This is a genomic window from Paracoccus sp. DMF (genome assembly GCF_004407025.1).
Lineage (GTDB): Bacteria > Pseudomonadota > Alphaproteobacteria > Rhodobacterales > Rhodobacteraceae > Paracoccus > Paracoccus aminovorans_B.
This window is the reverse complement of sequence record NZ_SOKV02000008.1, coordinates 17,020-37,057: the sequence shown is the minus strand read 5'-3', so window position 1 is coordinate 37,057 and position 20,038 is coordinate 17,020. Positions and strand designations below refer to the sequence as shown.

The window sequence follows — 20,038 nt, the reverse complement described above, 5'->3', positions numbered from 1 at the left end:
ATGAACCCGGCGCCCTTCAACACGCTTCCGGGCGACCCGCTGCCGCTCGTCCGCGCCTTCTGGCTGCGGGCCGAGGACGGGGTGCGGTTGCGGGCGGCGCATTGGGCGGCGGGCGGCGCCTCGGGGACGGTGCTGCTGTTCCCCGGGCGCACCGAATATCTGGAAAAATACGCCGCCGTAGCGGCGGACCTGAATGCGGCGGGCCTTGACGTGCTGTCGATGGACTGGCGCGGCCAGGGCATGTCCGACCGGCTGCAGGACAACAGCCGCCCCGGCCATATCGGCGCCTTCTCCGACTACCAGCGCGACGTGGTCGAGCTGGTGGTGGCGGCGCAGGAACTGGACCTGCCGCAGCCCTGGCACCTGCTGGCGCATTCCATGGGCGGGGCCATCGGGCTTGCGGCGCTGGACGGCGGCCTGCCGGTGGCGAGCGTGGTGTTTTCCTCGCCCATGTGGGGCATCAACCTGCGCGGCATCCCCGAGCCGGCGGCGCTGGCGCTGGCCACGCTGCTGTCGCGGCTGGGTCGCGGCGGCCATCCCGCGCCCCGCACCGGCGGCGAGGAAAGCTTCGTGCTGCTGGACCCCTTCCACGACAACCTGCTGACCCATGACGGCCAGCGCTGGGGCCGGCTGGTGGCCGAGGCCGCCGCCTGGCGCGACATCTCGGTCGGCGGCGCCAGCAACGACTGGCTGCGCGAGGCGATCCTGGAATGCCGCCGCCTGGCCACGCTGCCGCCGCCCGGCCTGCCGGCACTGATCGCGCTTGGCGACGGCGAACGCATCGTCTCGCCCCAGGCCATCCGCAGCCGCGCCGCCGCCTGGCCGAGCGCCCGGCTTCTCGAACTTGCGCAATGCCGGCACGAGCCGATGATCGAGCGCGATCCCGTCCGCGACCTGTTCCTGCAGGCGGCGCTGGCGCATTTCGCGGCGGTGATGACGGCCTAGGCCGCGGGCCGGGCGGTGCCTCTGGGACTTGCGCCCCGGCGCAGCAAAGGTCACATGATGGGCCAGAGGAAAGGACCGATCATGACGATTTCTGCCTGCCACCCCCTGCCCCTCCGCGCCCTGCCGCGGGACGAGAACGCGCTTCCCGTTGCCGCCGACGCCCCCGAACTGGGCCAATTGCCGGAATGGGATCTGAGCGATCTCTACCCGGCACCCGACGCGCCGGAACTGACCCGCGATCTCGAGGCGGTCGAGGCGGCCTGCTCCGCCTTCGCGCGCGACTATGACGGCAAGCTGGTCGCGCTGGGGCCGGACAAGATGCTTGAATGCATCGAGCGCTACCAGGAGATCGACGTTCTGGCCGGGCGGATCATGTCCTATGCCGGGCTGCGCTATTACCAGAACACCACCGACGCGGCCCGTGCCAAGCTGATGGGCGACATGCAGGACCGCATCACCACGGCGACGACCAAGCTGGTGTTCTTCAGCCTGGAATTCAACCGCATCCCCGACGCCCGCTATGCCGAGGTCTTCGCGGCCCCGAACGGCCCGGCACGCTACAAGCCGGTGTTCGACCGCATGCGCGCCATGCGCCCCTATCAGCTGTCGAACGAGCTGGAACGCTTCCTGCACGACAATTCCGTCGTCGGTGCCGCCGCCTGGAACCGGCTCTTCGACGAGACCACCGCCGGGCTGACCTTCAACGTGGACGGCGAAGAGCTGGGCATCGAGGCGACGCTGAACCTGCTGACCGACCACGATCGCGCCCGGCGCGAGGCCGGAGCCAAGGCCCTGGCCGCGGTCTTCGGCAAGAACATCAAGCTTTTCGCGCGCATCCACAACACGCTCGCCAAGGAAAAATCCATCGAGGACAAGTGGCGCAAGATGCCGACGCCGCAGACCGCGCGGCACCTGTCGAACCATGTCGAGCCCGAGGTGGTCGAGGCGTTGCGTAATGCCGTCACCGCCGCCTATCCGCGCCTGTCGCATCGCTACTACCGGCTGAAAGCGCGCTGGCTGGGGCTCGACAAGCTGCAGGTCTGGGACCGCAACGCCCCGCTGCCGACCGAGACGCCGCGCCTGATCGCCTGGCCCGAGGCCGAAGCGACCGTGCTCGACGCTTATGCCGGCTTCTCGCCGAAACTGGCCGAACTGGCGCAGCCCTTCTTCGAGCGGGGCTGGATCGACGCCGGCGTCAAGCCCGGCAAGGCGCCCGGCGCCTTTGCGCACCCGACCGTCACCACCGTGCATCCCTATGTGCTGCTGAACTATCTCGGCAAGCCGCGCGACGTGATGACGCTGGCGCATGAGCTGGGCCACGGCGTCCACCAGCGCCTGGCGGCCGGACAGGGCGAACTCCTGGCCTCGACGCCGCTGACGCTCGCCGAAACCGCCTCGGTCTTCGGCGAAATGCTGACCTTCCGCGCGCTGCTGGCGAAAACCACCGACAAGGGCCAGCGCAAGGCGCTGCTGGCCGGCAAGGTCGAGGACATGATCAACACGGTCGTGCGCCAGATCGCCTTCTACGATTTCGAATGCAAGCTGCACGCCGCCCGCGCCAAGGGCGAGCTGACGCCCGAGGACATCAACGATCTCTGGATGTCGATCCAGGCCGAATCGCTGGGCGATGCCTTCGAGTTCATGCCGGGATACGAGACCTTCTGGACCTATATCCCGCATTTCGTGCATTCGCCCTTCTACGTCTATGCCTATGCCTTCGGCGACGGGCTGGTGAATGCGCTCTATGCCGCCTACGAGGACGGGCTGCCCGACTTCCAGGAAAAATATTTCGCCATGCTCTCGGCCGGCGGCGCGCAGCATCACAAGGAGTTGCTGGCGCCCTTCGGCCTCGACGCCTCGGACCCGGCCTTCTGGGACAAGGGCCTCGCGATGATCGAGGGCTTCATCGACGAGCTCGAGGCGATGGAGGCGTGATCACGCTGGAACCGCTGGGCCGCGACGGTTACGACCGCGTGGCTCATATCGCCGTGACGCCGCAGCAGGAACCCTTCTGCGGCACCATCGCCGGCCATTTCCAGGCCGACGAGCCAGGCTGCGACTTCCACCTGATCGCCCGCGACGGCCGGCCGGTCGGCTTCTTCAAGATCGACCGCGCCTATGCTGCGCGCTACGACTTCGCCGCGCCGGACGAGCTGGGCCTGCGCGGCGTGATGGTGGACGCGCGCGAGCAGGGCAAGGGCAGCGGCAAGGCGGCGATGCGGGCGCTCGGCCCCTATGTCGCGCGCCGCTATCCCCAGGCCCGCGCGCTGGTGCTGACGGTGAACGAGGCCAACCCCCTGGCCCGCGCCGTCTATCTGGCGGCGGGTTTCCGGGATACCGGCGCGCTCCACCACGGCGGCCAGATCGGCCCGCAGCATATCCTGCGCCTGCCGCTGCGCGGCTGACGCCAGCACCCGACGCCTCCAGCCTTCACTGTTTTCCAAATACCCCGCCGACCACGCCACGAACCCGGCCCGCGCGCGCGCTCCGCGCCCGAGCCTTCTTTGTTTTCCAAATACCCCGCCGACCGCGCGCCGGGGCACCCGGCTTCACCCCAGGGCGCGCGCCCGGTCCCGCAGCACGAACTTCTGGATCTTGCCGGTCGAGGTCTTGGGCAATTCGCCGAACACCACCGTCTTCGGCACCTTGTAGCGCGCCATGTTCTGCCGGCAGAACGCGATCAGCGCCTCGGCCTCGACCGCGCGGCCGGGCTTCAGCGTCACGAAGGCGCAGGGCGTCTCGCCCCAGGTCTCGTCCGGCCGGGCGACCACCGCGGCCTCCAGCACGTCGGGATGCTTGTAGAGCACGTCCTCGACCTCGATCGAGGAGATGTTCTCGCCGCCCGAGATGATGATGTCCTTGGAACGGTCCTTGAGCTCGATATAGCCGTCGGGATGCATCACGCCCAGGTCGCCCGAGGCGAACCAGCCGCCCCGGAACGCCTTTTCCGTGGCCGAGGGGTTCTTCAGATAGCCCTTCATCACATTGTTGCCGCGCATGAAGACCTCGCCCATGGTCTCACCGTCGGCGGGCACCGGCGCCAGCGTCTCGGGGTCGGCGACCATCAGCCCGTCCAGCGCCGGGTTGCGCACGCCCTGCCGCGATTTCATGCGGGCGCGCGCCTCGCCCTGCAGCGCGTCCCATTCCGTCTTCCAGGCGCAGACGACCGAGGGGCCATAGGTCTCGGTCAGGCCATAGACATGGGTGATCTCGATGCCCATGGCCTCGACCGCGGCGATGACCGAGGCCGGGGGCGGCGCGCCCGCGACCATGGCCTTGACCGGATGGTCGAAGTCCTTCAGCGCATCGGGGGCATTGGCCAGCATGTTCATCACGATGGGCGCGCCGCAGAAATGCGTCACCCGCTCGTCGCGGATCAGGCGGAAGATCGGCTCGGCCCGCACCGCGCGCAGGCAGACGCAGACCCCGGCATTGGCGGCGATGGTCCAGGGGAAGCACCAGCCGTTGCAATGGAACATCGGCAGCGTCCACAGATAGCGCGCATGATGCGGCATCTGCCACGAGGTGATGTTCGCCAGCGCATTCAGCGCCGCGCCGCGGTGGTGATAGACCACGCCCTTGGGATCGCCCGTCGTCCCCGAGGTATAGTTCAGCGAGATCGCGTCCCATTCGTCGGCCGGCATCTGCCAGTCGAAGTCCGGATCGCCCTCGGCCAGCAGGTCGTCATAGCTCAGCGCGCCCACGCGGCTGCCGCCCGGGTAGCTGGGATCGAGGATGTCCACCACCAGGATCTCGCGGCCCCGCGCGATCTTGACGGCGCGCTCGGCCAGTTCCGAAAACTCGGGATCGACCAGCAGCACGCGGGCCTCGCCATGGCTGAGGATGAAGGCGACCGCCTCGGCATCCAGCCGGGTGTTGATCGCGTTCAGCACCGCGCCGGTCATCGGCACGCTGAAATGGCTCTCGAACAGCTCGGGGATGTTCGCGGACAGCACCGCCACCGTGTCGCCCTTGCCGATGCCGCGCGCGGCGAGCGCCCCGGCGATGCGGCGGCAGCGCGCATAGGTCTCGGCCCAGTTGCGGCGCACGCCCTCGTGCACCACGGCCAGCGCCTGAGGATGGACCTGGGCGGTATGCTCCAGGAAACGCAGCGGCGAAAGCTGCGCGTAATTCGCCGGACAGATGTCCAGGCCCTGGCTGTAGATATCGTAATGCGGCACTTGCCCCTCCGTCGCGATCGCGCGCCCGCGACTAAGCCAGTCGCGGCGGGTTTTGCCAAGGGGGCGATTGACAGCGCCCGGTGGCGCGGTCCGGGTGGGTATTTGGAGAACGAAGAAAATCCAGGGTAAGAATCCGGGCGGCGCATTCCGGGCGGATTTGGGATTGATAATCGCCGGCCAAACTGTTCGTTATCGGAGCGTGACCAGACTGCCCGGAGCAAGAACGATGTCAGCGCCCGCGCGCCGCATGGCGATTTCCCTGTTTCTGCCCGTCGTGGCGGGACTCATGCCCGCGCTGGCCCTGGCGCAGGATCCCGGCCAGCAGCCGCCGACCCCGGTCACGGTGGTCACGCTGCGGGCCCAGGACGTGCCCCTGACCACCACCCTGCCCGGCCGCGTCACCGCCTCGGCCGAGGCCGAGGTGCGCCCGCAGGTCAACGGCATCGTCACCGAGCGCCTGTTCGACGAGGGCAGCCACGTCAAGGTCGGCGACCCACTGTTCCGCATCGACGCCACCACCTACCAGGCCGCCGTGGCCCAGGCCGAGGCCGCCGTGGCCCAGGCCCGCGCCCAGGCCGAGAACGCCCGGCGCGAGGCCGAGCGCGTCGGCGCGCTGCGCGACCGCCGCGTCGCCTCGGAAAGCTCGACCGACAGCGCCATCGCCGCGCGCGACGCCGCCGAGGCCGCGGTCAAGGTCGCCGAGGCGCAGCTGCAGACCGCGAATATCGAACTGGAGCGCACCACCATCCGCGCCGAGCTGGACGGCGAGATCGGCCTGGCGCAGACCAGCCAGGGCGCGCTGGTCACCGCCAGCCAGGCGACGCCGCTCGCGGTGATCCGCAAGCTGGACCCGGTGCATGTCGATGTGACGCAATCGGCGGCCGAGGTCATCCGCTTCCGCCGCACCATGGCCGCGCAGAACGAGGGCGCCAAGCATGTCGAGCAGAAGGTGACGCTGCGCCTGGCGGATGGCACCGAATTCGACCAGGAGGGCACGCTGACCGCCGCCGAGCCCTATGTGAACGAGACGACCGGCGTGGTCACGCTGCGGCTGGCCTTCGCCAATCCCGACCGCATCCTGCTGCCCGGCATGTATGTGCAGGCCGTGGTGCAGCAGGCCACCGCCAGGGACGTGGTGCTGGCGCCGCAGGAAGGCGTCAGCCGCGACCGGCGCGGCCAGCCCATCGCGCTGGTGGTCAATGACCAGGACGTGGTCGAGCAGCGCCAGCTGACCGTGCTGCAGGACCACGGCAACCAATGGGTCGTCAGTGAAGGTCTGGACGACGGCGACCGCATCGTGGTCGAGGGCGTCCAGAAGATCGCCCCGGGCATGACCGTCGCCCCCGAGGAACGCAAGGCGGCCGAGGGCGGCGATGCTGCCGCCGGACAGACCGCAGAGCAGCCCGCAGCCGAACAGCCGGCCGAACAAGCCGCCGACGACGCCGCGCCGGCCGAAGGCGCCGCGCCCGCCGAGGCCGCGCCGGAGGCGGCGGACCAGGCCCAGCCCGCGAACTGACCGCGACACCGCGAGGAAAGACAGGAACCGCATATGGCCCGCTTCTTCATCGACCGTCCGGTGTTCGCCTGGGTGATCTCGATCCTGATCATGGGTCTGGGGATCCTGTCGATCCTGTCCCTGCCCGTCGCGCAATATCCGCAGATCGCGCCGCCCACGGTGACGATCCGCGCCACCTATCCCGGCGCCTCGGCCGAGACGGTGGCCAATACCGTGACCCAGGTGATCGAGCAGCAGATGACCGGCCTCGACGGGCTGCGCTATTTCAAGTCCAGCTCGACCTCCTCCGGCAGTTCGCAGACCGAGCTGACCTTCGAGACCGGCACCGACCCCGACATCGCCCAGGTCCAGGTGCAGAACAAGTTGTCCCAGGCCACCGCGCTGCTGCCGGAACCGGTGCAGCGCCAAGGCCTGACGGTCGAGAAATCCGCCTCGGGCTTCCTGATGGTCATCGGCCTGACCTCGCCCGACGGAAGTTTCGAGCAGGTGGACCTGTCGGATTACCTGATCTCGAACCTGGTCAACGACCTCAGCCGGATCGAGGGCGTGGGCTCGATCCAGGTCTTCGGCGCGCAATATGCCATGCGCATCTGGCTCGACCCGTCGAAACTGGCCGCTTATGAGCTGACGCCGGGCGACGTGGTCTCGGCGGTCTCGGCCGAGAACGCGCAGATCTCGGCCGGCAGCTTCGGCAGCCAGCCGGCGCCGCAGGGCCAGATGCTGAACGCCACCATCACCGCGCAATCGCTGCTGTCGACGCCCGAGGATTTCGAGCAGATCGTGCTGCGCGCCGAACAGGACGGCGGGCTGATCCTGCTGAAGGACGTGGCCCGGGTCGAGATCGGCGCCGAGGATTACATGACCAACGCCCGCTACAACGGGCAGCCGGCCTCGGGCCTGGCGATCAGCCTGGCCTCGGGCGCGAACGCGCTCGACACGGCGGAACGGGTCAAGGCGCGGATGGAGGAATTCGCCCGCTTCTTCCCCGAGGGCATGGATTACGTCATTCCCTTCGACACCACGCCCTTCGTGCTGATTTCCATCGAGGAGGTGGTGAAGACGCTGGTCGAGGCCATCGTGCTGGTGTTCTTCGTCATGCTGCTGTTCCTGCAGAACTGGCGCGCGACGCTGATCCCGACGCTGGCGGTGCCGGTGGTGCTGCTGGGCACCTTCGGCATCCTCGCGGCCTTCGGCTTTACCATCAACACGCTGACCATGCTGGCCATGGTGCTGGCCATCGGGTTGCTGGTCGATGACGCCATCGTCGTGGTCGAGAACGTCGAGCGCATCATGGAGGACGAGGGACTTGAGCCGCGCGAGGCCACCCGCAAGTCCATGGGCCAGATCACCGGCGCGCTGATCGGCATCGCGCTGGTCTTGTCGGCGGTCTTCGTGCCGATGGCCTTCTTCGGCGGCTCGACCGGGGTGATCTACAAGCAGTTCGCCGTGACCATCGCCAGCGCCATGGGCCTGTCGGTCGTCGTGGCGCTGTCGCTGACCCCGGCGCTGTGCGCCACCCTGCTGAGAAACGAGCACGGCCACAAGACGCGCGGGCTTTTCGGCCTGTTCAACCGCGGCTTCGACAGCACCATGCGCGTCTATGGCGGCGCGGTCGGCTGGATCATCCGCCGGCCGCTGCGCATGATGCTGATCTATGCCGCCATCGGCGCGGCCATGGTATTCCTGTTCCTGCGCACGCCCACCGGCTTTCTGCCCGACGAGGACCAGGGCATCATGTTCGCGCTGATCCAGGGGCCGACCGGCGCCACGCAGGAACGCACCGACGCGGTCATCGACCAGATCCAGCATTACTTCGCCGAGAACGAATCCGAGAATGTCGACAGCTTCTTCGGCGTCTCGGGCTTCAGCTTCGCGGGCTCGGGCCAGAACATGGGCATCGCCTTCCTGCGGCTGAAGGACTGGGACGAGCGCCCCGGCGCCGACCAGTCGGTGCAGGCCATCGCCGGCCGCGCCTTTCCGGCCTTCATGGGCATCCGCGACGCCATGGCCTTCCCCATCGTGCCGCCCTCGGTGATCGAGCTCGGCAACGTCTCGGGCTTCGACTTCTATCTGCAGGCCCGCGCCGGCCAGCCGCATGAGCAGTTGCTGGACGCGAGGAACCAGCTTCTGGGCATGGCGGCGCAGGACGGCCGCATCGCCCAGGCGCGGCCAAACGGGCTTGAGGACGCATCCGAATACAAGCTCGACATCGACTGGCGCAAGGCCGGGGCGATGGGGGTCTCGGCCTCGGACGTGGGCAGCCTGCTGTCGGTCGCCTGGGCCGGCAGCTATGTCAACGACTTCATCGACCGCGGCCGCATCAAGCGAGTCTATGTCCAGGGCGAATCGCAGTCGCGCGCCGTGCCGACCGACATCGACAAATGGCGGGTGCGGAACAGTGCCGGCGGGCTGGTGCCCTTCTCGAACTTCGCCGAGGGGCGCTGGAGCTATGGGCCGCAGGGCCTGTCGCGCTATAACGGCGTGCCGGCGATGAACATCCAGGGCAACCCGGCGCCCGGCGTCTCGTCGGGCCAAGGCATGGCCGCCATCGAGGAGCTGGCGGCGCAGCTGCCGCCCGGCTTCGACGTGGCCTGGACCGGCCTTTCGCTGGAGGAACAGGCGGCCGGCAACCAGACCATGCTGCTTTACGGGCTGTCGCTGGCGGTGGTGTTCCTGTGCCTGGCCGCGCTTTACGAAAGCTGGTCGATCCCCTTCGCGGTCATGCTCGCCATGCCGATCGGCGTCCTGGGCGCGCTGGTCGGGGCCTGGCTTGGCGGCTTCGACAATGGCGTGTTCTTCCAGGTCGGGCTGCTGACCGTCATCGGCCTGACCGGTAAGAACGCCATCCTGATCGTCGAATTCGCCCGCGAGCAGGTGGAGCAACACGGCAAGCCGCTGTTCGAGGCGGTGATCGAGGCCGCGCGCCAGCGCTTCCGGCCGATCATGATGACCTCGGTCGCCTTCTCGCTGGGCGTGCTGCCGCTGGTGCTGTCGACCGGCGCCGGCGCCAACGGCCGCAACACCATCGGCGCCACGGTGCTGGGCGGCACCGTCTCGGCCACGGTGCTGGGGGTGCTGTTCGTGCCGCTGTTCTTCGTGCTGGTGCGCCGGGCGCTCGGCCGGCCCGAGGCACCCGAGCCGGGCGCCGCCCGCACCTGACCTGGCCTGCCCGCGCCAGCCCGCTTGCGGGCTTTCGCGCGCCGGCCTAGTCTTTCGCCAAGGGGCCGCAGGAGGGGACATGGAGGCGACCGGCCAGATCGCAGGGGTGCGGCAGGCGGATGAGGCACGCCCCCGCCCGCATGGCGTGGCGCTGCGCCCGCTGGCGCTGGGGGGCGCGACGCTGGCCTGGCTCGCGATCTTTGCCATCGTCGTCTCGGTGCTGATGCTGAACGCCCGCGCCGCCGTGCGCGCCGAGACCGAGGCCGCCTTCGGGCTGGCCAATGCCTTTGCCACCATGCGCCTGCCCACCGCCTTCGAGCGTCGCGACATGATGGCCGAGGCGCGCCAGATCGCCGCCGACATCGAATCGCAGCGCCATGTCTCGGCCGAGCTGCGCGACGCCACCGGCCGGCCGGTGGCCTTGCCACTGGCGCCGCAGCCCCCGCGCGACCCGCCGCCGGGCTGGTTCGCCGCCCTGCTGCGCCCGGCCCCGCGGGCCGACCTGATCCCGGTCTCGCAATATCCGAACGTGCTGGGCGTGCTCGAGATCCGCACCGATCCCGGCGACGAGATCGCCGAGGCCTGGGCCGATTTCCGGCTGATGCTGCCGCTGCTGGGCGGCATGGCGCTGGCGGTGCTGGGCGTGACCATGGCAATCACCGGGCTGGTGCTGCGCCGGCTGGGGGTGCTGGGCGCGGCGCTGGCGCGGATGCGGGCGGGGGACCTGGCCGTGCGGGCGCCGCAGACCGGGCTGGCCGAGCTGGGCCAGCTCAGCGACGGGGTGAATGCGTTGGCCAGCCATCTGGCACGCGAGCGGGCCGAGAACCGCCGCCTTCAGGGCCGGATGATGACCCTGGCCGAATCCGAGCGCGCCCGCATCGCCAGCGACCTGCACGACGGCGTCGGCCCGCAGCTTTTCGCGCTGCAAGCCGCCATCGACCAAGCCGGGGAACGCGCCGGCGGGGCCGCCGACCCGGCCCTGGCGGGGGCGCTGGCGGCGGTCTCGCGCCATGCGGCGGCGATCCGGGCCAGCGCGCGCGCCGCCATCGACGACCTGCGCCTGTCGCCGGCCGAGGGCGCGAGCTTGGCCGAAATGCTGCAGGAGCTGCTGTTCGAATTCGCCGACATGGCGCCCGAGGTCGAATTCGCGCTCGATGCGCCGCAGGACCTGCCCGCGGCCGACGAGGCGGCGCGGGTGGCGCTGTTCCGCTTCGTGCGCGAAAGCGTGCTGAACGCGCTGCGCCACGCCCGTCCGACGCGGGTCGGGGTCGCGCTGGCCACGGCACCCGGCGCCGCGCTGCTGGCCCGGGTCGAGGACGACGGCGCCGGCCCCCGGCCCGCCGGCCGCAAGGGGCTGGGCCAGGCCGGCATGCGCGACCGCGCCAGCGCGCTTGGTGGAGACTACACGCCGCCCCGCCGCGACGGCACCATGACCGTGACGGAATGCCGGCTGCCGCTGGCCGGACCACAGGACCAGGAAACCGATTGATGAACGCCAGCGCCCCTGCCGCCGATGCCGAGCCCGCCGCCCTGCGGGTGCTGATCGTCGACGACCACCCGGTGGTGGCCGAGGGCTGGGAATGGATCACCAAAGGCCGGCTGGACTGCCGGATTACCGCGGCGGCGACGCCCTTGCAGGGCTGGCGGGCATGGCGGCGCGCGGCCCCGGACCTGATGGTGATCGACCTGACCATGGGCGAATCGCGGCTGGCCGGGGTGCGGCTGATCGAGCGGCTGCGCGCCGCCGGGGCCGAACTGCCGATCCTGGTCTTTACCATGCATCGCAGCCCGCTCATTGCCCGGCGCGCCTTGCAGGCCGGCTGCAACGGCATCGTGATGAAGGATTCGCCCTCGGCCGAGATCTGCGAGGCGCTGCGCGAACTGGCCGCCGGGCGCGATTACGTCCCCGCCGACCTCGCCCGCAAGATCGCGCTGATGGAGCGCCCCGGCGCCGCCCCCGCCCGCCCGCGCCTGACCCCGCGCGAGCTGGAGATCCTGCGCGCCATCGCCAGCGGCCTCAGCTATCGCGACATCGCCGCCCGCGCCAATATCAGCTACAAGACCGTCTCGAACGTCAGCCAGACGCTGAAGGACAAGCTGGGCGCCACCAGCCTGGCCGATCTGGTGGTCAAGGCCGTGCGCCATCTCGACGAAAGCCGGGACGAGGTCTGAGCCATGGCGCGCCCGCCCGCCTCGCACCGCTCGCCCCATGCCCGGCCGCTGATCGGCACCCGCATCCGCGAGCGGCGCCTGTCGCTCGGCCGGCGCCAGACCGAGGTGGCGCAGCGGGCCGAGATCTCGGCCGCCTATCTGAACCTCATCGAGCACAACCGCCGCCCGGTCGGCGAGGCGCTGCTGACCCGGCTGGCCGAGGCGTTGGAGATCGACGCGACCGAGCTTGCCTCGGACCGCGAGGAGGCGCTGATCGGCGCCCTGCGCGAGGCGGCCGCGCGCGCGGGCGAGCAGCCGGTCGAGCTGGACCAGATCGCCGAATTCGCCGCCCGCTTTCCCGGCTGGGCGGCGGTGCTGGCCCTGGCCGTGCGCCGTGCCGACGCGCTGGAACGCCGGCTGGTCGCGCTGTCGGACCGCATGACCCGCGACCCCTATCTGCTGACCACGCTGCACGAGGTGCAATCGGCGGTGACGGCGCTGCGCGCGACCGCGACCATCCTGGCCGAGACGCCGGAAATCGAAAGCGAATGGCGCGACCGCTTCCACGCCAACCTGGACAGCGACAGCCAGCGCCTGTCGCGCACCGCGCAATCGCTGGTGGCCTATCTCGACAGTTTCGAGGACGAGGCCGTGCCGATGTCGCCGCAGGAAGAGGTCGAGGCCTGGATCGCCGCCGGCCAGCCCGACCCGGCCGATGCGCCCGAACTGGCCTCGGACGCGGCACGGGTGATGGCGCGCGACCTGCTGGTGGCGCAGGCCCGCGACCGCGCCGCCCTGCCCGACGCGGCGCTGGCGGCGGCGGTGGACGAGGCCGGCGAGACCGGCGACGACCCGGCGCTGATCGCGGCGCGGCTGGGCCGGCCGCTGGATCTGGTGCTGCGCCGGCTGGGCATGCTGCGCCCCGGTCCCTGGGCGCAGGCCGGGCTGATCGTCTGCGACGGCTCGGGCGCCACGCCTTTCCGCCACGCCGCGCCCGGCTTCGAACTGCCCCGCCCCGGCGAAGGCTGCGCGCTCTGGCCGCTGTTCGAGGCCCTGGCCCAGCCGCAGCTGCCGGTCGCGCGGCTGATCGAGACCGCCGGCGGCCGCCGCTTTGCCGCCTGGGCGGTGGCAGAGCGGCTGCTGCCGATGGGCTTCGACGGCCCGGTGCTGAGCCGGGCGCAGATGCTGATCCGCCCCGCCGGGCCCCAGGACGCGCGCCCGGCGCTCGGCGTCGGTCCCGCCTGCCGGATCTGCCCCCGCACGGTCTGCCCGGCGCGGCACGAACCCTCGATCCTGGGCCCGGCATGAGCCCCATCCCGGAGAACCGCGCATGAGCGTCGACGTGCTGCTGATCGAGGACGAGCCCAGCATCGCCGAGGCGGTGCGCTTCATCCTGACCCGCGACGGCTGGGGCTGCGAGCAATGGCCCGAGGGTGGCGGCGCGTTGGAGCGCATCCGGGCGCTGGCGCCGCGCATGCTGATCCTGGACCTAATGCTGCCCGGCCGGTCCGGCGCCGAGATCCTGGCCGACCTGCGCGCCGACCCTGCCCTCGCGGCGCTGCCGGTGCTGCTCCTGTCGGCGCGCGGCACCGCCAACCTGCCGCCCGGCGCCGACCGCGTGCTGCCCAAGCCCTTCGCCAATGCCGATCTGCGCGCCGTGGTGCGCGAGCTGCTGGAGCAGGCATGAGGCTGCGCCCGCCCCGCCTGTTCCTGGGCCGCACCGCCTATCGCCGCCGTCGGCTGGCCGAGGCGACCCGGCTGGTCCCGGTGCTGTTCGCGGCGCTGGTGCTGATCCCGCCGATCTGGCTGCCGCAGCATTTCAGCTATGCCCGCGGCGCGGTCTGGCTGGCGGTGGCCTGGGCGCTGGCCATCGTGGCCACGGCCGCGCTGCATCGCGCGCTGGGACGTGCCTCGGCGGAGGACGAGGATGACGCCTGAAACCCTGGTCGCCGCTTCGGTGGCCTATGTGGCGCTGATGTTCCTTCTGGCCCATGCCGCCGACCGTGCCGCCGCCGCCGGGCGCTGGCGCTGGATGGACCGGCCGGTGATCTATACGCTGTCGCTCTCGGTCTATTGCTCGGCCTGGACGTTTTACGGCGCGGTGGGCTACGCCAGCCGCTCGGGGCTGGAATTCCTGACCATCTATCTTGGTCCCGGCATCGTGTTTTCCGGCGCCTGGTGGGGCTTGCGCCGGCTGGTGCGGGTGGCGCGGATGCACCGCGTGACCTCGATCGCCGACCTGATCTCCAGCCGCTTCGGCAAGTCGGCGGGGCTGGCCGCGCTGGTCACGCTGATCGGGGTGATGGCCGCGACGCCCTATATCGCGCTGCAATTGCAGTCGGTCTCGATGGCGCTGTCGGCCTTTGCCACGCCCGAGCACGCGCTGCCGCGCAATGTCTCGGTCTGGGTGGCGCTGGGGCTCGCGGCCTTCGCCATCCTGTTCGGCACCCGCAACCTTGCGGTGGACGAGCGCCACCACGGCGTGGTCATCGCCATCGCCGTCGAGGCGGTGGTCAAGCTCGCCGCCTTCGTCGCGGTCGGGGTCTTCGTGATCTGGGGCATCGCCGACGGCCCCGCCGACGTGCTGGCGCGGATCGACCGCATGTCCGTCTCGGCCGGCGGCGAGGGCTGGCCGATCAACCCCGAGCGCTGGTTCACGCTGATCCTGCTGTCGGGCGCGGCGGTGATGGTGCTGCCGCGCATGTTCCACGTCCTGGTGGTCGAGGCCAGCGACGAGGACCGGCTGCGCCAGGCCGGCTGGGCCTTTCCGGCCTATCTGGCGCTGATGTCCTTCCTGGTGCTGCCCATCGCCGTGGTCGGCGCCGACATCCTGCCCAAGGGCGCCAATCCCGACCTTTACGTGCTGGACCTGCCGCTGTCGCAGGGCCGCGAGGCCCTGGCGACGCTGGTCTTCCTGGGCGGGTTCTCCTCGGCCATGTCCATGGTCGTGGTCAGCGCCATCGCGCTGTCGACGATGATGGCCAACCATTGGCTGGTGCCGCTGTGGCTGCGGCTGCGCCAGGCCGCGCTGGCCGAACCGGCGCGCGCACCCGAGGATCTGGGCACGCTGATGCTTAACGCCCGCCGGCTGGCGATCCTCGCGATCATCGGCGCGGGCTGGCTTTACCACCGCATGTCGGGCGGCACCTCGGCGCTGGCCGCCATGGGCACGGTGGCCTTTTCCGGCATGGCGCAGGTGCTGCCGGCGCTGGTCGCGGGGCTTTTGTGGCGCGGTGCCACGCGGCGCGGCGCCATCGCCGGCGTGGTCGGCGGCACGCTGATCTGGACCCTGCTGGTATTCCTGCCCTCGCTGGGGCTTCTGGCGCAGCCGGCGATGCCGGCCGGCATCGACCCTTTCGCCAGTGCCGTGCTGCTGGCGCTGGCGGTGAACCTGCTGCTTCTGGTGCTGATCTCGCTGATGGATTTCCCCGAACCGGCCGAGCGGCTGCAATCGCTGTCCTTCGTCCACGCCGTCGCGCCCGACGCCGCGCCCGGCGACGGCGCCCCGGCCGTGCAGCCCGAGGCGCTGCTGACGCTGGCCGGGCGGCTCTGGGGCAACGATCATGCGCTGGAAACCTTTCGCCGCGCCGCCGAAAGCCAGGGCAAGGGCGGCTACCTGCCCGACCTGACGCCGCGCTTCCTCGCGGATTTCGAGCGGTTGCTGGCCGGCACCGTCGGCGCCGCCACCGCAGCGGCGCTGATGACCCGCGTCGGCGGGCGCGGCGGGGTCACCGTTTCGGACCTGATGGAGGTGGCGGGCGAGGCCAGCCGCGCGCGCGAGGACAACCGGCGGCTGGAAAACACCTCGGCCGAACTGGCAAGAACCGCCGCCATGCTGCGGGAAAGCAACGAGAAACTGACCGCGCTTTCCGCGCAGAAGGACGCTTTCCTTGGCCAGATCAGCCATGAGTTGCGCACGCCGATGACCTCGATCCGCGCCTTTTCCGAATTCCTGATGGAGCCGGATCTTCCGGCCGAGGATCGCGCCCGCTTTGCCGGCATCATCCATGACGAGGCCGGCCGCATGACCCGTCTCCTGGACGACCTGCTGGACCTTTCCGTGCTCGAGGCCGGCAAGGCGCGGCTGAAGCCCGCCGTCTTCAACCTGCATGACCTGATCGAGCGCGCGCTCGCCTCGGCCGGCGCCGCGGCTTCCGGGCGCGACTTCGCCATCCGCCGCAATATCGCCGCCGAGCACCTGCCTGTGATCACGGATCAGGACCGGCTGCTTCAGGTCCTGATCAATGTGATCACGAATGCGCGCAAATATTGCAGCGCCGAGGCGCCGCAGATCCGCATCGACTGCCGCCGCAGTCCGGACGGCGGCACCGAGATCGACATCGCCGACAACGGCCCCGGCATCAGCGCCGGCAACCAGGCGCTGATCTTCGAGAAGTTCGCCCGGCTGAACGATCCCGCCAGGGCCGGCGGTGCCGGGCTGGGCCTGGCGATCTGCAAGGAAATCATGGAGTTCCTAGGCGGCTCGATCGCTTACCTGCCCGGCCAAGGCGGCGCCTGCTTCCGCATTTCGCTGCCGCCGCGTCCCGCGCGCCGGGCGGAAAATGATGAAAATGCGGCGCGTTAAACCATTTGGCAACCTGTGCATGGCATGTTGCGCGAAAGTCGTTATGGATTCGCGTGGGTTATGAACAGCGCAGCAACGGAACAGGCGGGTGGCCCCGACAGCACCGGACCGGCAGCAGGCAGCGGGCCCGCGCTTGCGGCGGGTGCCCCCGTGCTTCACCGCTGGATCGCGGCGCGCGGCAGCGCCCGCGCCCAATCGGCAATCGCGACGCCGGCCGAGTTTCGGCTGGAGCGGGCGGCCGCGACCGCGCTCGGCCGGGCGGCGGAACGCCAGGCCCAATTGCCGGTCTTCGTCGAAAAGGTCGAACTGGCGCGCATGACCCTATCGGAATTGCCCGAAATCCTGCCGGAACGCGCCCTGCTCGCCGTGATCGAGGGGCGACGTGATGCCATCGGGGTTGCCGCGATCTGCCCCAATCTGCTGGCCTCGCTGATCGAGATGCAGGCGATCGGCCGTGTCACCGCCCGCCCCGCCCCGGCGCGCAAGCCGACGCGCACCGATGCCTCGATCTCGGCCGATTTCGTCAATGCGCTGCTCGGTGAGCTGGGGCGCGAATGCCAGGGCCAGGACGCGCCAAATTTTGCCGCCTTCCGCTATGCCACCTATATGGACGATCCCCGCCCGCTTTCGCTGATGCTCGAGGATGGCGACTTGGTGCGACTGACACTGCGCTTTCGCATCGGTCCGGGTGGACAGCGCGACGGCACGCTGGTGATCGCACTGCCGCTGGAACGCGACATGCGCATCCCGCCGCCCGAAGCGGCCCGGCCCGCCGCCGTTCTGCCCGGCATCAGCCCGGTCGCGCCGGTCGAGCAGGCGCCAGGGGCCTCGCTCGCCGAGGTGGTGCAGCAGGCTCCGGTCGCCCTGGTCGGCATCCTGTGCCGGCGCAAGGTCAGCCTGCAGCTCTTGCGCAACCTGACCCCCGGGGCCTTGATCCCCCTGCCGACCAATGTGCTCGACGACGCGCGCATCGAAACCACCCAAGGCCAGTTGCTGGCGCGCGGCCGGCTGGGCGAGGCCGAAGGCTTTCACGCCATCCGCCTGCGCGATCTGTCGCAGGAGACGGCCTCGCGGACCGCTCCTCCGCCATGGCCGGCCGGTTCCCTGGCCGCCACCTCGGCCGTTACAACGTCGCTTCCGCCCGATCCGCAGGAGCCGCCCTTGCAGGACTATCACGAAGCCGACCCGTTCCGCGGCGCCGAGCCCGCCCCTGACGCGACGCCGGTCCGCTTTGCCGGCTAAGCAGCGAGGTCGCATCCGGTCCGGCGGGGGCTTTTGCGACAATTTGAGGGCTTTTGCCGCCCGCAAAACCCGGCAACGGCCTCCAGAGGCCAGATTCCCCTTGAAAAGCGCCCCGTCTGGACGCATGTAGCTTGCGCCCGCCAAGGCGCGGGTCACCCCTACAGGAGAAGACATGGCCAAGGAAGAAATGCTCGAATTTCCCGGCGTCGTGAAGGAACTCCTGCCGAATGCGACATTCCGGGTCGAGCTAGAGAACGGCCATGAGATCATCGCACATATGGCAGGAAAGATGCGCAAGAACCGCATCCGCGTCCTTGCCGGCGACAAGGTGCAGGTGGAGATGAACACCTACGACCTGACCAAGGGGCGGATCAATTACCGCTTCAAATGATACCGTGGCCGGCATGACGGCCCCGGACCTGCCCCCCGCCCCCGGCGCGTCCTCGCGCTTGCCTGAACTGGTCCTTGGTTCGGCCAGCCCGCGCCGGCTCGAACTGCTGCGGCAGATCGGCATCGTCCCGGACCGCGTCCTTCCGACCGAGATCGACGAAACCCCAAGGCGAGGCGAGGCGCCGCGCGACTATGTCCAGCGCATGGCCCGCGAAAAGGCAATGGCCGGCGAGGCCCTCAGCCCGCATGCCGCCCTGCTTTGCGCCGATACTGCCGTCGTCGCCGGGCGCCGCATCCTGGGCAAGCCCGCCGATGCCGCCGAGGCGCGCCGCTTCCTTGAGCTTCTGTCGGGGCGGCGCCACCGCGTGCTGACCTCGGTCGCGCTGGCCTGTGCCGGCCGGCTGCGCGAGCGTCTGGTCGAGACCACCGTGCGCTTCCGCCCGCTGACCGCGGGCCAGATCGACGCCTATCTCGCCTCGGGCGAATGGCAAGGCAAGGCCGGCGGCTATGCGATCCAGGGCCGGGCCTCGGCCTTCGTGGTCTGGATGCAGGGCTCCTACAGCGCGGTGGTCGGCCTGCCGCTGGCCGAAACCGCCACGCTGCTCGCCGCAATCGGAATTCGGGAACGAACGGAATGAAGGGTCGCCAGATCGTCCTTGGCCAGGTCTTTGGTCGCAACGCCGCCGCGCTGATGCTCGACGGCCAGCTCGAGGATCTGATCCTCGACCCCGCCGGCGCCACGCCGCTGGTGCCCGGCTCGATCTGCCGGGCCCGCGTCGACCGGCTGGTCAAGGGTCAGGGCGGCGTCTTCCTGCGCCTGCCCGCGGGCGCGCGCGGCTATCTGCGCGACCGCGGCGGCCTGCGCGAAGGGCAGTCGCTGGTCGTCCAGGTCAGCGGCAGCGCCGAAGAGGGCAAGGCCATCCCGGTCTCGTCGCGGCTGAATTTCCGCGGGCGCACGCTGATCGTCACCCCCGGCGCGCCCGGCGTGAACGTGTCGCGCCGGATCCGCGACGGTGCCCTGCGCGAAGCGCTGGTCCAGCTTGGCGAGGCCGCGCTGGCCGGGCTGGACGAGCCGCCGGGCCTGGTCTTCCGCAGCATCGCTGCCGAAACCCCCGAGGACGAGATCGCCGCCGAGCTTCAGGAATTGCTGGCCCTGGCCCGCGCCGTCGCCGCCGATCGCGACGGTGCGCCCGAGCTGTTGCTGGACGCCCCCGAGCCGGCCGAACAGGCCTGGCAGGACTGGGCCGATCCCGCCCCCGACAGCATTGCCGAGGGTGAGGACGCATTCGAATCGACCGGCGCGGCCGATGCCGTGCGGCAACTGCTGCGACCCCGCCTCGACCTGGGCGGCGGCGCCTGGGCCGAGATCGAGGCGCTGCGGGCCCTGGTTGCCATCGACGTCAATACCGGCAGCGACCACTCGCCCGCAGCGGGGCTCAAGGCGAATATCGCGCTGGCCCGCGACCTGCCGCGGCAATTGCGACTGCGGGGCCTGGGCGGTCAGATCGTCGTGGACTTCGCCCCCTGCCCCAAGCGCGATCGCGGCACGCTGGATCAGGTGCTGCGCGCCGCCTTCCGCGCCGAATCGGCCGAGACGGTGCTGATCGGCTGGACGGCGATGGGGCTTTACGAGATCAGCCGCAAGCGCGACCGCCTGCCGCTTTCACGCCTGGCCGAGACGGAGTCGCCGGCATGAAATGCCCGATCTGCGGCAAGCCTATTTCCGAGCGTTACCGACCCTTCTGCTCGCGGCGTTGCGCGGATGTCGATCTGGCGCGCTGGTTTCGCGGCGATTACCGCATCCCCGGCGCGCCGCTTCCGCAAAGCGACGAGGAAGAGTGAAAATTTCGCTTTTCGCTCTGGACAGCG

General features: G+C 70.3%; 17 protein-coding genes. 16 read left to right on the top strand and 1 reads right to left on the bottom strand.

The window, feature by feature from the left end; translation table 11 throughout:
- The 3 genes from E3D03_RS06600 to E3D03_RS06590 all read left to right on the top strand — a co-directional run bounded on the left by E3D03_RS06600 (position 1) and on the right by E3D03_RS06590 (position 3,350).
- The gene (locus E3D03_RS06600) at positions 1 to 945 is read left to right on the top strand and encodes an alpha/beta fold hydrolase (protein WP_263566303.1); all 945 of its coding nucleotides are present in this window, start codon (positions 1 to 3) and stop codon (positions 943 to 945) included.
- An 81-nt stretch (positions 946 to 1,026) separates the two neighbouring features.
- The gene (locus tag E3D03_RS06595; protein ID WP_263566302.1) at positions 1,027 to 2,880 is read left to right on the top strand and encodes a M3 family oligoendopeptidase; all 1,854 of its coding nucleotides are present in this window, start codon (positions 1,027 to 1,029) and stop codon (positions 2,878 to 2,880) included.
- Positions 2,877 to 3,350 carry a GNAT family N-acetyltransferase gene (locus E3D03_RS06590; RefSeq protein WP_263566301.1) on the top strand — a complete coding sequence of 158 codons (474 nt, stop codon included), beginning with the start codon at positions 2,877 to 2,879 and terminating at the stop codon, positions 3,348 to 3,350. Before E3D03_RS06595 ends, E3D03_RS06590 begins: the two co-directional genes overlap by 4 nt.
- Positions 3,351 to 3,494: 144 nt before the next feature.
- Here E3D03_RS06590 and E3D03_RS06585 read toward each other — a convergent pair whose 3' ends face one another.
- The gene (locus E3D03_RS06585) at positions 3,495 to 5,126 is read right to left on the bottom strand and encodes an acyl-CoA synthetase (protein ID WP_263566300.1); all 1,632 of its coding nucleotides are present in this window, start codon (positions 5,124 to 5,126) and stop codon (positions 3,495 to 3,497) included.
- Positions 5,127 to 5,352: 226 nt separating this feature from the next.
- Between E3D03_RS06585 and E3D03_RS06580 the strand changes: the two genes are divergently transcribed.
- The 13 genes from E3D03_RS06580 to E3D03_RS06520 all read left to right on the top strand — a co-directional run bounded on the left by E3D03_RS06580 (position 5,353) and on the right by E3D03_RS06520 (position 20,011).
- Positions 5,353 to 6,642: an efflux RND transporter periplasmic adaptor subunit gene (locus tag E3D03_RS06580; protein ID WP_263566299.1), complete on the top strand. Its 1,290-nt coding sequence runs from the start codon at positions 5,353 to 5,355 to the stop codon at positions 6,640 to 6,642.
- 33 nt (positions 6,643 to 6,675) lie between these two features.
- Entirely contained in the window at positions 6,676 to 9,801 is a 3,126-nt protein-coding gene (locus E3D03_RS06575) for an efflux RND transporter permease subunit (RefSeq protein ID WP_263566298.1), read from the top strand.
- Between the two features lie 79 nt (positions 9,802 to 9,880).
- On the top strand, positions 9,881 to 11,290 hold the full coding sequence (locus tag E3D03_RS06570; RefSeq protein WP_263566297.1) for a LapD/MoxY N-terminal periplasmic domain-containing protein: 1,410 nt from the start codon (positions 9,881 to 9,883) through the stop codon (positions 11,288 to 11,290).
- A complete protein-coding gene (locus tag E3D03_RS06565) occupies positions 11,290 to 11,973 on the top strand; it encodes a response regulator (protein ID WP_263566296.1) in 684 nt (227 codons plus the stop codon). Before E3D03_RS06570 ends, E3D03_RS06565 begins: the two co-directional genes overlap by 1 nt.
- A 3-nt stretch (positions 11,974 to 11,976) precedes the next feature.
- Complete coding sequence (locus tag E3D03_RS06560) at positions 11,977 to 13,260, top strand: helix-turn-helix transcriptional regulator (protein ID WP_263566295.1); 1,284 nt, start codon at positions 11,977 to 11,979, stop codon at positions 13,258 to 13,260.
- Between the two features lie 22 nt (positions 13,261 to 13,282).
- On the top strand, positions 13,283 to 13,639 hold the full coding sequence (locus E3D03_RS06555; protein WP_263566294.1) for a response regulator transcription factor: 357 nt from the start codon (positions 13,283 to 13,285) through the stop codon (positions 13,637 to 13,639).
- Positions 13,636 to 13,890 carry a hypothetical protein gene (locus E3D03_RS06550; protein WP_263566293.1) on the top strand — a complete coding sequence of 85 codons (255 nt, stop codon included), beginning with the start codon at positions 13,636 to 13,638 and terminating at the stop codon, positions 13,888 to 13,890. The genes E3D03_RS06555 and E3D03_RS06550 overlap by 4 nt, the downstream gene beginning before the upstream one ends.
- The gene (locus E3D03_RS06545) at positions 13,880 to 16,537 is read left to right on the top strand and encodes an ATP-binding protein (protein WP_263566292.1); all 2,658 of its coding nucleotides are present in this window, start codon (positions 13,880 to 13,882) and stop codon (positions 16,535 to 16,537) included. The genes E3D03_RS06550 and E3D03_RS06545 overlap by 11 nt, the downstream gene beginning before the upstream one ends.
- Positions 16,538 to 16,687: 150 nt before the next feature.
- A complete protein-coding gene (locus E3D03_RS06540; protein ID WP_263566291.1) occupies positions 16,688 to 17,779 on the top strand; it encodes a FliM/FliN family flagellar motor C-terminal domain-containing protein in 1,092 nt (363 codons plus the stop codon).
- A gap of 172 nt (positions 17,780 to 17,951) precedes the next feature.
- Positions 17,952 to 18,170 (top strand): translation initiation factor IF-1, encoded by a 219-nt coding sequence (gene infA, locus E3D03_RS06535; protein WP_010397442.1) that lies wholly within the window; start codon positions 17,952 to 17,954, stop codon positions 18,168 to 18,170.
- A 13-nt stretch (positions 18,171 to 18,183) separates the two neighbouring features.
- Positions 18,184 to 18,807: a Maf family protein gene (locus E3D03_RS06530; RefSeq protein ID WP_062563788.1), complete on the top strand. Its 624-nt coding sequence runs from the start codon at positions 18,184 to 18,186 to the stop codon at positions 18,805 to 18,807.
- Positions 18,804 to 19,865, top strand: coding sequence for a ribonuclease E/G (locus E3D03_RS06525; RefSeq protein WP_263566290.1), 1,062 nt, complete (start codon positions 18,804 to 18,806; stop codon positions 19,863 to 19,865). Before E3D03_RS06530 ends, E3D03_RS06525 begins: the two co-directional genes overlap by 4 nt.
- Positions 19,862 to 20,011 (top strand): DNA gyrase inhibitor YacG, encoded by a 150-nt coding sequence (locus E3D03_RS06520; protein ID WP_263566289.1) that lies wholly within the window; start codon positions 19,862 to 19,864, stop codon positions 20,009 to 20,011. The genes E3D03_RS06525 and E3D03_RS06520 overlap by 4 nt, the downstream gene beginning before the upstream one ends.
- Positions 20,012 to 20,038: the final 27 nt, after the last annotated feature.